Genomic DNA, 12,950 nt, shown 5'->3' on the forward strand with positions numbered 1-12,950 from the left:
CTGCCCGGTCGACGGGTCGCGGAGCGACGGTGCGGCGCCGGGGTGACGTGGGTCATGGTGGCGGGGAGCGCGACCCGGTAGGATAGCCGTGCCCGGGTGACGGCCCGTGCTCCGTGATGCCGCGGCGGGCTGCTCCCGCGCCGTGCGCGCAGAGGTGGCCGGCCGTCGTCGCCCCTCGAACCCCACGAAATGAGAACCGTAGATGTCTGTGCGCTCCGACCTGCGCAACGTGGCGATCGTCGCCCACGTCGACCACGGCAAGACCACGCTCGTCGACGCGATGCTGCGCCAGTCCGGCGCCTTCTCCGCGCACCAGCACGTGGACGACCGCGTCATGGACTCCGGTGACCTCGAGCGCGAGAAGGGCATCACGATCCTCGCGAAGAACACCGCGGTCCGCTACGCCGGCCCGGCCGCCGCCGCGGTGGGGGAGCCCGACGGCATCACGATCAACGTCATCGACACCCCTGGTCACGCCGACTTCGGCGGCGAGGTCGAGCGCGGCCTGTCGATGGTCGACGGCGTCGTCCTCCTCGTCGACGCGAGCGAGGGCCCGCTCCCGCAGACCCGGTTCGTGCTGCGCAAGGCGCTCGCCGCGAAGCTCCCCGTGATCATCGTGGTCAACAAGGTCGACCGCCCGGACTCGCGCATCACCGAGGTCGTCGCCGAGGCGACGGACCTGCTGCTGGGCCTCGCGTCCGACCTCGCGGACGAGGTCCCGGACCTCGACCTCGACGCCATCCTGGACGTCCCGGTCGTCTACGCGTCGGCCAAGGCCGGCCGTGCGTCGCTCGACCAGCCCGTGGACGGCCAGCTCCCCTCGAACGAGGACCTCGAGCCGCTCTTCACGACCATCCTCGAGAAGATCCCCGCGCCGACGTACGACGAGGGCGCGCCGCTCCAGGCGCACGTCACGAACCTCGACGCGTCGCCGTTCCTCGGCCGCCTCGCGCTGCTGCGCATCTTCAACGGCGAGCTCCGCAAGGGGCAGGTCGTCGCCTGGGCCCGGCACGACGGCACGCTCCAGAACGTCAAGATCACCGAGCTCCTCGAGACCAAGGCCCTCGACCGCGTCCCGACCGAGTCGGCCGCGCCCGGCGACATCGTCGCCGTCGCGGGCATCGCGGACATCACGATCGGCGAGACCCTCACCGACCCCGAGGACCCGCGCCCGCTGCCGCTCATCACGGTCGACGACCCGGCGATCTCGATGACCATCGGGATCAACACCTCGCCGCTCGCGGGCAAGGGCGGCAAGGGCCACAAGGTCACGGCGCGCCAGGTCAAGGACCGCCTCGACTCCGAGCTCGTCGGCAACGTGTCGTTGCGCGTCCTGCCGACCGAGCGCCCCGACGCGTGGGAGGTCCAGGGTCGCGGCGAGCTCGCGCTGGCGATCCTGGTCGAGCAGATGCGCCGCGAGGGCTTCGAGCTCACGGTCGGCAAGCCGCAGGTCGTCACGCGCACGATCGACGGCAAGACGCACGAGCCGATGGAGCGCATGACGATCGACGTCCCCGAGGAGTACCTCGGCAACGTCACGCAGCTCCTCGCGCAGCGCAAGGGCCGCATGGAGACCATGTCCAACCACGGCACGGGCTGGATCCGCATGGAGTTCATGGTCCCGGCCCGCGGGCTCATCGGCTTCCGCACGCGCTTCCTCACGGAGACGCGCGGCACGGGCATCGCGGCCTCGATCTCCGAGGGCTACGAGCCGTGGGCCGGGCACATCGAGACCCGCACGACGGGCTCGCTCGTGGCCGACCGCGCCGGCAAGGTGACGCCGTTCGCCATGATCAACCTCCAGGAGCGCGGCTCGTTCTTCGTCGACCCCACGCAGGAGGTCTACGAGGGCATGATCGTCGGCGAGAACTCGCGCAACGAGGACATGGACGTGAACATCACCAAGGAGAAGAAGCTCACGAACATGCGGTCCTCGACGGCCGACAACTTCGAGAACCTCGTCCCCCCGCGCCACCTCACGCTCGAGGAGTCGCTCGAGTTCGCGCGCGAGGACGAGTGCGTCGAGGTCACGCCCGAGGTCGTGCGCATCCGCAAGGTGATCCTCGACCAGACCGAGCGCGCCCGCGCGGTCTCGCGCGCCAAGCGCGCCTGACGTCGCCGCACGGGTGACCGTCCCCCCGGTCCCGCAGGCCGCCGTCGTGCCCGACGGCGGCCTGCTGGCCGTGCACGCCCACCCCGACGACGAGACGCTCGCCACGGGCGCGCTCCTCGCGACGTGGGCGCGCGCCGCGCAGCCGGTCACCGTGGTGACGTGCACGCGCGGCGAGCGGGGCGAGGTGATCGACACCTCGGCGCACTCGACCGGCGTCGGGCACCTGGAGGGCGACGGCCCCGCCCTCGCGGCGCACCGCGAGGGCGAGCTCGCCCGCGCGCTCGGCGCCCTCGGCGTCACGGACCACGTCTTCCTCGACACGGTCGCGCCGCCGACGGTGGGTGCGGTGCCCGACGGCGGAGCCGGCCCCCGGTTCGAGGACTCCGGCATGGCGTGGGTCGCCCCCGGGGTCGCGAGCGCGGTCGCCACGGAGCAGCTCCCGCCCCGCGCGTTCGTCGCCGTCCCGCTCGACGAGGCGGCCGCCCGGCTGGCCGCCGTCGTGCGCGACCGCCGTCCCGCGGTCGTCGCGACGTACGAGCCCGGCGGCGGCTACGGGCACCCCGACCACGTGCGCGCGCACGACGTGACGGTCCGGGCGCTGGAGCTGCTCGAGACCGCCGGCGATCCCGTCCCGGCGCTGTGGCTCGCCGTCGCCCCCGAGAGCACGGTGCGCGCGGCGCGGCGGACGCTCGCCGCGCAGCCCGCGGTCCGCGCGCTCCTCGCCGCGGGCGCGGGCCTCACCCTGCCCGACCCGGACGAGGCCCTCCCGCCCGTCGCGCGCCCCGACGCCTCGCTGCCGCCGCTCGTGGCGGTGCCCGTGGCGCCCGTCCTCGACGAGCTCCTCGCGGCGATGCGCGCGCACGCGACGCAGGTGCAGCACGTGACCGCCGCCGCGACCGCGGGGTCCACCGCGGAGGAGGAGCCCACGGGCATCCTAGGCTGGTACGCCCTCAGCAACGACGTGCTGGCGCCCGTTCCTTCACACGAGTTCTACGCTCCCTCCGGCGCCGCTCTCCCGCGCGGCCAGGTCCGGCGCGGGCCCACGCGTTAGCCTGGGGCCCGTGGAGACCGGTATGGGGCGGCTCATCGGCCGCGGGGTGGCGAGCGCGCTCGTCGGCGTGCTCGTCGGGCTCGTCGGCACCGTCGCGCACCGGGCGCACCTGCTCGGCGTGGACCTCCCCGGAGGCGGCGGGCTGGGGATCGTCCTCGCCCTGCTGAGCGTGCTCGCGGCGGGGACCCTCGCGCGCGCCTGGGGCGGCATGGCCGGCCTGCTGGGCTACGGCATCGGATGGGTCGTCGTCGTCCAGCTCCTCTCGCTCGAAGGGCCGGGCGGCGACGTCCTCGTGCCGAGCGAGCCCGTCGGGTACGTGTGGATCTACGGGGGTCTCCTCGTGGTCGCGGCGGTCGCCTTCCTGCCGCGCTCGTGGTTCAGCGACCGCCCCGTCCGCCCGGCGCTGCACGGGCGTCCCACCAGGTACGACGGACCCGAGGACCCCCTCGCGTCCCGCTAGAATTCGCGGTGCGGGTCCCCGCACACCCCTCGTCGTCGCGCGCTCGACCGCGCGCCTTTCGTCACGGAGACAGTGGATGGGTCAGCCGACCGACCGAGACGCCGAACTCGACTCCCCGCAGGACGCCGTGCCCGAGCCCGCTGCGTCCGGTGAGGAGCCCGCGCCCGTCGGTCAGACCGGTGACGACGCGCCCGCGACGGTCGACGACGTGGCGGAGCGCGAGGACGACGCGGTCCGCGGCGCCGAGACGGTCGACGAGGCGGTGCCCGGCGCGCAGGACGAGGTGTCCACGGCGCCGGAGCGGGGCGACGCGCCTGCGGCACCGGCCGGCCCGGTCGAGGACCCCACGGAGCCGGTGACGGCGGCCGCGGAAGGCCAGGCGGCGGAGACTCCCACCGACCCGGTCCGGGAGCCGGACGCCGTGGCGGACGAGACCCCCGGGCACGGCACCGACGAGGCGGTGACGGATCCCGTCGGACCGGCCGAGCCCGTCGGACCTGTCGCGCCCGTGACGGAGCCCGCCGAGCCGACCGAGCCCGAGGTCGCGGAGCGACCGACGGCCGAGGCGCCGCCCGCGGGCGAGGACGTGTCGGCGGTGGCCACGGACCCCGAGGGCGACCCGGCCGGGGACGGCAGCGCCGAGGCGGGCGCGACGACCGACGACGCCGCGACGACCGACGACGCCGCGACGACCGACGACGCCGCGACGGTCGAGGGGCCGGCCGACGTACCCGCACCTGCCTCCGCACCGGGACCGGAGGTGCCGACCGCGACCGAGGGCGTCGCCACGTCCGCGCACGACGACGACGAGGACGAGCCCTACGTCCCGCGCGTGTTCGCGTTCGACCCCGACGTCCCGGCCGTGCTCGTCCCCCCGCCCGGCTCCGACGCGCAGCCCGCCGCGGTGACGGGTGACCCGTCCGTCGCTCCTGTCGACCCGCCCGCTGCGACGCCGGAGGCGGTGGGCCGAGCCGCGGCGGACGAGCCCGACGCCGACCCGACGGCCGTCGTGCCCGTCGTGCCGCCGCAGGCGCCCGCCTCGCCCGCACCCGGCGCCGCGGAGCCGACGTCGGCGGCCGACGCCACGCAGGTGATCCCGCCCGTCGACCCGTGGTCGCGGCCGGCCCCCGTCGTCCGCACGTCCGTCCGTCCGGCCCCGCAGGCTGCCACGGAGGCCGCGGCGGCCCCGACGGTGACCCCCGCGGCCGCCCCGGCGGCGGGCCTGGGCAGCGCCTTCGGCCCCGTCCCGCCCGACGAGTCGCGGGAGACCTCGCCCTTCGACGGCTTCGAGGAGGAGGCGCCGGGGCGCGGCTGGGTGCGCGGGCTGCTGTGGACCGGCGTCGGGGTGCTCGTGCTCGGCGGCCTCTACACCGGTGCGCAGTGGTTCTTCTCGGACAAGGTCCCGAGCGGGACGAGCGTCGCCGGCGTGGACGTCGGGGGACAGACCCGGACGGCGGCGCAGGACACGCTCGAGGCCGAGCTCGGGCCGCGCGCGGCCGAGCCGGTCACGCTCACGGCGGGCGAGGCGAGCACGACCCTCGACCCGGCCGCCGCCGGGCTGACCTTCGACGCCGCGGCCACCGCCGAGGAGCTCACGGCCTTCTCGATGAGCCCGGCCAGGCTCTGGCAGCACCTCTTCGGCGGCCAGGACGAGGCGCCGGTCCTCGCGGTCGACGAGGCGGCGCTCGACGCCCAGGTCGAGGCGCTGCGGGGGAGCCTCGAGATCGAGCCGGTCGACGGCACGGTGCAGTTCGTGGACGGCGCGCCGACGAGCACCCCGGCGGCCGACGGCTCGGCCCTCGTGACCGACGAGGTCCCGGCCGTCATCACCGGGAGCTGGCTCGTCACGGACGGCCCGGTCGCGCTGCCGACCGAACCCGTGGAGCCCGCGATCACGCAGGAGGAGACCGACGCCGCGCTCGCGCAGGCGCAGAAGGCCGTCTCCGCGCCCGTCGTCGTGTCCGTCGGCGGCCAGAGCCCCGAGCTGCCGCCGGAGGCTCTCGCGGCCGCCGCGTCCTTCCAGGCTGCCGACGGCGTGCTCACCCTGACCTTCGACGGGGCTCTGCTCGTCCAGTCGGTGGTGGACCGGACGAACGACCTGCTCACCGCCGCGGACGACGCCCACTTCGTCTTCCAGGACGGCGTCCCCGTGATCGAGGGCGGGGAGCCGGGCACGACGATCGACCCCGCGGCCATCGCGACGGCCGTCACGACGGCGGCCTCCGGTGACGAGCGGACCGCGACCGTCGAGCTCGTGGAGTCCGACCCGGCGCAGTCGGTCGCCGCGCTCGAAGCCCTCGGGATCACGGAGAAGGTCTCGGAGTTCTCGACCCCGGTGCCCAACGTCCCGGTCCGCACCGCGAACCTGCGCCGCGGGGCGGAGAAGGTGACGGGGACCCTCGTCAAGCCGGGCGAGACGTTCTCGCTCGTCGACACGCTGTCGCCGATCACGCTCGAGGGCGGCTACTTCGCCGCGGGCATCGTCGAGAGCGGCCGGCACACCGAGGGGGTCGGCGGCGGGCTGTCCCAGATGGCGACGACCACGTACAACGCGGGCTTCTTCGCGGGGCTCGAGGACGTCGAGCACCGGCCGCACAGCTACTGGTTCGACCGGTACCCCGCGGGGCGCGAGGCGACGATCTTCGTCGGCTCGATCGACATGAAGTTCAAGAACGACACGCCGTACGGCGTCCTCATGCAGTCGTGGGTCGGCGGCGGCGAGCTGCACGTCGCGATCTGGAGCACCAAGTACTACGACGTGGAGACGTCGTCGAGCGGCAAGACGAACGTGGTCCAGCCGACGACGGTCACGCACTCGGGCGCGGACTGCGCGCCGACGCCCGCGGGCAGCCCGGGCTTCTCCATCACGAACTACCGCAAGGTCTACCACGAGGGGGAGCTCGTCAAGGACGAGTCCTACCGGTGGACGTACAAGCCGGACAACGCGGTCGTCTGCGAGTAGACGACCCGGTCCACCACACACACGGAGGTCCCATGCTCGGACGCAGCGAACGGGAGTCGGGCGCGCAGGCGCTGCTCGCCGCCACGGCGGCAGGCTGGGTCGCCGGCGACCCCGCCGAGGCGGACGCGCTGCTCGACCTCGGGTCGACGACGGCGACGCTGTCGACCGTCGCGAGCATCGACGGGCTGTCGGCCGTCGTGCACCTGGGGCACCCTGCGCAGCCGTCGCACGAGCTCGAGCGGGCGCTGCTCGCCGCGCCGCCCTCGCTCGTGCTCACGGGTGCGTCGGCCGTGCCCGCGCAGTGGGTCTGGGTGGGGCGCTCGGCCTCCGCGCGGGACCTGACGGGGCACGTCGTCGTGGACGAGGTGGGCATGCGCGACCGCCGCCACGTGCTGCGCACGATGGGCGTGAGCCCGTCCCTCGTCCCGACGCGGACGAGCCTGGAGGAGCGCGTCGCGCTCGCCGGCCCGGACGGCAGCCTCGTCGTGGAGCGCTCCGTGGCGGCGGGCCCGCTCGCCGCGCTCGGGTACGCGGAGCTCTCCGGGAGCGAGGTCCTCGGGGAGGGTGCGCCCGTCTGGTACGGGCTCCTGGAGAGCCGGGACGTGGTGCCGCGGGTCGACGGCGTGGCGCAGGTCTGGCTCGCGTTCGGGCCCCGGGACGACCACCGCGGCTCGTTGCAGCAGACGCTCGGGCTCGTCGCCCAGGCCGGCATCGACCTCCAGCACCTGCGCAGCCACCGTTCGCAGACCGGGACGCACATCTTCTTCTGCGCGTTCTCCTGCCCGGACGCGGCGACGCTGGACGCCCTCGTCGCCGGGTTCGCGGAGCGCGGCGTCGCGCACCGCCTGCTCGCCGTCCTGCCCGGGCAGGAGTTCGTGCCCGGCCCGGACGCGCTCGCGCCGCGCTGGGCGTCGGCGTCGGCGCCGGACGCCGTGCGCGCGTGAGCGTCGTCGGCTACCTCGGCCCGGAGGGGTCGTTCACGCACCAGGCGGCCGCCGCGTGGTGCGCCGACCGCGGGGACGACCCGGCGTACCGGTCGGCCCGCCTCGCGGCGCGCACGACGGTGGCGGACGTGTTCGCCGGGGTCGCCGCGGGAGACCTCGCGCGCGGGGTCGTGGCGATCGAGAACACCGTCGAGGGCTACGTGGTCCCGTCGCTCGACGCGATCGTCGGGAGCGCGACGGTCGTCGCGGTCGACGAGGTCGTGCTCGACATCTCGTTCGACGCGTTCGTGCGGCCCGGCCACGGCGAGCTGACGGAGGTCACCGCCCACCCGCACGGCCTCGCGCAGTGCCAGGAGTTCGTCCGCCGGACGGGCCTCGCCCCGCTCGCCGCGTCGTCGAACGCGGCGGCGTGCCGGGACGCCGGGCCGCACCAGGTCGCGCTCGGGCCGACGATCTGCGGCGAGCTCTACGGGCTGGAGACGTTCGAGCGCGCGGTCGAGGACTTCGCCGGTGCCCGGACGCGCTTCCTCGTGCTCGCCCCGCGGGCGGAGGCGTCGGCGACGCTGGAGGGCGCGCGCACGCGCGGGGACGGGCCGTGGCGCACCATGCTCGCGGTGACCCCGGTCGTCACGGGGCCGGGCGTGCTCGCCCGGATCACACGGTCGTTCGGCGAGCGCGGCGTCAACCTGTCGAGTCTCATCACGCGACCGCTCAAGGCGGTGGCCGGCACGTACGTGTTCGTCCTGACCGTCGACGGCGCCCCGTGGGACGCGCCGGTCCGCGCCGTGCTCGACGACCTGGTCCGCGCGGGCGACTCGCTCAAGACGCTCGGGGTCGTGCCCGCGCGCGGCGAGCTGGACGAGTCGGTGCACGCCGACGTCGACGTCGCGCACGTCCCGGTGGGCAGCGTGGATGCCTCGGCGGACCCGTCCGCGCTCGCGGCGGGGCTGCTGTGGTGACGGTCGACGCCGCGCTGGCGGCGGGCACCGGGCTGCGGGTCGGGGTCGTCGGGCTCGGGCTGGTCGGCGGCTCGGTCGCGCGGCTCCTGCACGAGCAGGGCGTCGACGTGACCGCCCACGACACGACGGCCACCACGCGCGCCGCGGCCCGCGCCGCGGGCCTCCGGGTCGTCGGCGACGTGGCCGACGTGTGCGCGGCGGAGCCCGACGTCCTCGTGCTCGCGGTCCCGCTGCGGGCCATGCGGTCCGTCGCGACCGAGGTCGCGCGGCACGTGCGCGGCGCGACCGTCGTCACCGACGTCGGGAGCGTCAAGGGCGCGGTGCGCGACGCCGTCCGCTCGGCGGGTCTCGACGCGCGCTACGTCGGGGCGCACCCGATGGCCGGTACGGAGCACTCGGGGTTCGCGGCGTCGGACCCGGCGATGCTCGACGGCGCACGCTGGGCCGTCACGGTCGACGGGACGACGCGGCGCGAGGCTCTCGTGACGCTGCTCCGGCTCGTGACCGGACCGCTGGGCGGGACCGTCCACGTCCTCACCGACGAGGTCCACGACGAGTCGACGGCGCTCGTCAGCCACGTCCCGCACGTCCTCGCCACGGAGCTCCTCGGCGTCGTCGCCGACGCGCCCGTGCGGGACGTCGCGCTCGGGCTCGCCGCGGGCAGCTTCCGGGACGCGACGCGGGTGGGGCGCACCGACCCGCGGCGCACCGAGGCGATGGTCACGGACAACGCCGCCTGGGTCGCGTCCGCCCTGCGCGTGGTCGTGCGCGACCTCGAGCAGCTCGTCGCGGCGCTCGAGTCCAACGCGCCCGTGGGGGAGTTCTTCGACCGGCCCGAGCCGGTCCGCGGTCCTGCCCCCGCGCCGGGCAGCGGGGAGCGGCGGCGGATCGACCTCGACGAGGCGGGGGAGTGGCGCACGGCGCTGAGCGACGCCGGCGCCCGGGGCGCGGTCGTCGTGGACGTCGCGGACGACGCGGTCGTCGTCGCCTGACGGCGCTATCTCGGGGACGCCGGGCGCCGCGGGGGACGGGGCGGCACCGGCTTGCCCGCCACGATCGCGTCGAGCGGGACCGTCACCAGGGGCGGGACGTCGTCGTGCGTCCCGTGACCGCGGTGCGGCGGGGCGGCGCTCCCGCCCGCGTCCTCGCGCAGGACCAGCTCCGTGGGGGTGGTCCGGACGACCACGCCGATCACGTCCGTGAGCGGCTTGCCCGCCGCGGCGGCCTCGTCGGGGGCGAGGCGACGGCGCACGACCACCCGGGTGCCCGGCGCCCACGTCGTCCAGGGCGCGTCGTCGGGCACGGGAGCGCTCCTCGGGTCTGTGACGTTCGTCCACGGGCTGGTCAGGGAGGGTCGGGCACGGTCCGACCTGAGCGATACTAGTCCTGCGTCTCCCTGTCGTGACCTCGCCCCTCGCCGGGTCGGGGTCCGGACGAATCCAGAAAGGTACTCGGTCGTGACTTACGTGATCGCTCAGCCGTGCGTGGACGTCAAGGACAAGGCGTGCATCGAGGAGTGTCCTGTCGACTGCATCTACGAGGGCAAGCGGTCGCTGTACATCCACCCGGACGAGTGCGTGGACTGCGGTGCCTGCGAGCCGGTCTGCCCGGTCGAGGCGATCTACTACGAGGACGACGTCCCGACGGAGTGGAGCGACTACTACCGCGCCAACGTCGAGTTCTTCGACGACCTCGGCTCGCCCGGCGGCGCCGCGAAGATGGGTCTCATCGAGAAGGACGACCCGATGATCGCCGCCCTGCCGCCGCAGGCCTGAGCACCCGGCACCGCCGCACGTGGGACTCGCCGACCTCTCCGGTCTCGCCTATCCCTGGGACACGCTGACCCCCTACGTCGAGCGCGCCCGCGCGCACCCGCGCGGCGTCGTCGACCTCTCGATCGGGACGCCCGTCGACCCGACGCCGGCCGTCGTGCGCGACGCCCTCGCCGCCGCCTCGGACGCGCACGGCTACCCGACGACCCACGGCACGCCGGCGCTGCGCGAGGCGGTCGCCGCATGGTTCGCGCGGCGACGCGGCGTGCCGGGCCTCGACCCGGACGCCGTGCTCCCCACGGTCGGCAGCAAGGAGCTCGTCGGGCTCCTGCCCGCGCTCCTGCGTCTCGGGCCGGGCGACGTCGTCGTGCACCCGCGCACCGCCTACCCCACGTACGACGTGGGCGCGCGCCTCGCCGGCGCGACGCCGCTCGCGACCGACGACGTCGACGAGTGGGCGGGGCGGGCCGACGTCCGGCTGGTGTGGGTGAACTCCCCGAGCAACCCGACCGGCCGCGTGCTCGACGCCGCCCACCTCGCGCGCGTCGTCGCGGCGGCCCGCGAGATCGGTGCGGTCGTGGCGAGCGACGAGTGCTACGCCGAGCTCGCCTGGGTCGAGCCGTACGCGTCGCGGGGCGTGCCGAGCCTGCTCGACCCAGCCGTCGCGGGGGGCTCGCACGAGGGGCTCCTCGTCGCCTACTCGCTCTCGAAGCAGTCGAGCATGGCCGGCTACCGCGGCGCGTTCGTCGCCGGCGACCCGGCCCTCGTGGCGGACCTGCTCGGCACCCGCAAGCACCTCGGGATGATCGTCCCCGCGCCCGTCCAGGCGGCGATGGTGGCCGCGCTGTCCGACGACGCCCACGTCGCCGCGCAGCGCGACGTGTACGCGCGGCGCCGCGAGGTGCTCGTCGGGGCGCTCGGCGACGCCGGGCTGCAGGTCGACCACTCCGAGGCGGGCCTCTACCTCTGGTCGAGGCCGGCCGGTGACCGCGCGGGCGACTGCTGGCGGACCGTGTCCGACCTCGCCGATCTCGGCATACTCGTCGGGCCGGGAGCGTTCTACGGACCGGAGGGCGCGGGCCACGTGCGCGTCGCGCTCACCGCGACCGACGAGCGCGTCCACGAGGCCGCCGCTCGACTCTCCGGAGCCTGAACTCTGACGTGACCTGCCTCACAGAGGCGTGGTGTTCTCGTGACGGTTCAGGATTGGTCACGTGCGGGTGAAGCGGGGTACGGTCGACCGCGCGGCAACGGCGCGAGCAGCAGCAGGAAGGGAACCATGACCACCACTCAGCAGGCGAAGGTCCGCCTCCTCGTCGACGACCAGGCGCAGGACCTGCCCGTGGTCGCGGCGACCGAGGGCAACGACGGCATCGTCGTGTCCTCCTTGCTCAAGTCGACCGGCCTCGTGACGGTGGACCCGGGCTTCATGAACACGGCGTCGTGCGAGTCGAGCATCACCTACATCGACGGTGACGCCGGCATCCTGCGGTACCGCGGGTACCCCATCGAGCAGCTCGCGGAGCAGTCGACCTTCCTCGAGGTCGCGTACCTGCTCATCCACGGCGAGCTCCCCGACACCCCGACGCTCGAGGCGTTCGTCGAGCGCGTGAACCGCCACACGCTGGTGCACGAGGACTTCCGCACCTTCATGGGGACGTTCCCCCGCGACGCCCACCCGATGGCCGTGCTCTCATCCGCGATCAACGCGTTGTCGACGTTCTACCCCGAGTCGCTCGACCCCTTCGACGACGAGACGGTCGAGCTCGCGACGGTCCTGCTCCTCGCGAAGTCCCGCACCATCACGTCCTACCTGCACCGCCGCCGCGTCGGCGAGCCGCTGCTCTACCCGGACTACTCGCGCGGCTACGTCGACGACTTCCTGCGCATGACGTTCGCGACGCCGTACCAGCAGTACGAGGCGGACCCGGTCGTCGTCGACGCCCTCGACAAGCTGCTCATCCTGCACGCCGACCACGAGCAGAACTGCTCGACGTCGACCGTCCGCGTCGTCGGGTCCTCGCACGCGAACCTCTACGCGTCCGTCGCCGCGGGCGTCAACGCGCTCTCCGGCCCGCTGCACGGTGGGGCCAACGAGTCGGTGCTCACGATGCTCGACAAGATCGCGGGCGCGGAGTACGACGTCGACACCTTCATGAAGAAGGTGAAGAACAAGGAGGACGGCGTCCGCCTCATGGGCTTCGGCCACCGGGTCTACAAGAACTACGACCCGCGTGCCGCCATCGTGAAGAAGTCCGCCGACGCCGTGCTCTCGACCCTCGGCAAGAAGGACCAGCTCCTCGACATCGCCATGGGCCTCGAGGAGATCGCGCTCAACGACGACTACTTCATCGAGCGCAAGCTCTACCCCAACGTGGACTTCTACACGGGCCTCATCTACAAGGCCATGGGCTTCTCGCCCGCGATGTTCACGCCGCTCTTCGCGCTCGGCCGCATGCCCGGCTGGATCGCGCAGTGGCGCGAGATGATGAAGGACCCGCAGACCAAGATCGGCCGCCCGCGCCAGGTCTACGTCGGCGAGACCGAGCGCGACTACGTCCCGGTCTCCGACCGCTGACACCCGCACCCCGGACGCCGCGTCGCTCACCCCGGTGAGCGGCGCGGCGTCTCGTCGTTCTGGCACTCGGGTCTGCCGTCCGGTATCCCCGCTGTGGCTGGGTCCGCGGCG

The 12,950-nt window shown here is 74.5% G+C and carries 11 protein-coding genes; 10 read left to right on the forward strand and 1 reads right to left on the reverse strand.

The genetic code is table 11. The annotated features are described in order from the left end of the window. Positions 1-202 precede the first annotated feature (202 nt). From typA to NHH00_RS06565, 7 genes are all read left to right on the forward strand, one after another. Complete coding sequence (typA, locus tag NHH00_RS06535; RefSeq protein WP_253051064.1) at positions 203-2,113, forward strand: translational GTPase TypA; 1,911 nt, start codon at positions 203-205, stop codon at positions 2,111-2,113. A gap of 13 nt (positions 2,114-2,126) precedes the next feature. After that, the gene (locus NHH00_RS06540; RefSeq protein WP_253051065.1) at positions 2,127-3,164 is read left to right on the forward strand and encodes a PIG-L family deacetylase; all 1,038 of its coding nucleotides are present in this window, start codon (positions 2,127-2,129) and stop codon (positions 3,162-3,164) included. Between the two features lie 10 nt (positions 3,165-3,174). Then, positions 3,175-3,624: a hypothetical protein gene (locus NHH00_RS06545; RefSeq protein WP_253051066.1), complete on the forward strand. Its 450-nt coding sequence runs from the start codon at positions 3,175-3,177 to the stop codon at positions 3,622-3,624. A 76-nt stretch (positions 3,625-3,700) separates the two neighbouring features. Beyond that, on the forward strand, positions 3,701-6,586 hold the full coding sequence (locus NHH00_RS06550) for a VanW family protein (RefSeq protein WP_253051067.1): 2,886 nt from the start codon (positions 3,701-3,703) through the stop codon (positions 6,584-6,586). 32 nt (positions 6,587-6,618) lie between these two features. Next, a complete protein-coding gene (locus NHH00_RS06555; protein WP_253051068.1) occupies positions 6,619-7,530 on the forward strand; it encodes a hypothetical protein in 912 nt (303 codons plus the stop codon). Beyond that, positions 7,527-8,489 (forward strand): prephenate dehydratase, encoded by a 963-nt coding sequence (locus NHH00_RS06560; RefSeq protein ID WP_253051069.1) that lies wholly within the window; start codon positions 7,527-7,529, stop codon positions 8,487-8,489. Before NHH00_RS06555 ends, NHH00_RS06560 begins: the two co-directional genes overlap by 4 nt. Next, positions 8,486-9,481: a prephenate dehydrogenase gene (locus NHH00_RS06565; protein WP_253051070.1), complete on the forward strand. Its 996-nt coding sequence runs from the start codon at positions 8,486-8,488 to the stop codon at positions 9,479-9,481. Before NHH00_RS06560 ends, NHH00_RS06565 begins: the two co-directional genes overlap by 4 nt. A 5-nt stretch (positions 9,482-9,486) precedes the next feature. Here the strand turns inward: NHH00_RS06565 and NHH00_RS06570 are convergent, their stop codons facing one another. Then, on the reverse strand, positions 9,487-9,792 hold the full coding sequence (locus NHH00_RS06570; RefSeq protein WP_253051071.1) for a putative acetyltransferase: 306 nt from the start codon (positions 9,790-9,792) through the stop codon (positions 9,487-9,489). 154 nt (positions 9,793-9,946) lie between these two features. Here NHH00_RS06570 and fdxA point away from each other — a divergent pair, with 154 nt between their 5' ends. The 3 genes from fdxA (at position 9,947) to NHH00_RS06585 (ending at position 12,839) form a co-directional block, all read left to right on the forward strand. After that, entirely contained in the window at positions 9,947-10,264 is a 318-nt protein-coding gene (gene fdxA / locus NHH00_RS06575; RefSeq protein WP_024841122.1) for a ferredoxin, read from the forward strand. Positions 10,265-10,283: 19 nt separating this feature from the next. Then, on the forward strand, positions 10,284-11,414 hold the full coding sequence (gene dapC, locus NHH00_RS06580; RefSeq protein ID WP_253051072.1) for a succinyldiaminopimelate transaminase: 1,131 nt from the start codon (positions 10,284-10,286) through the stop codon (positions 11,412-11,414). A 126-nt stretch (positions 11,415-11,540) separates the two neighbouring features. Next, positions 11,541-12,839, forward strand: coding sequence for a citrate synthase (locus tag NHH00_RS06585; RefSeq protein WP_253051073.1), 1,299 nt, complete (start codon positions 11,541-11,543; stop codon positions 12,837-12,839). Positions 12,840-12,950 lie beyond the last annotated feature (111 nt).

The sequence above is a fragment of the Cellulosimicrobium cellulans genome (assembly GCF_024124905.1).
Classification (GTDB): Bacteria; Actinomycetota; Actinomycetes; order Actinomycetales; family Cellulomonadaceae; genus Cellulosimicrobium; species Cellulosimicrobium cellulans_G.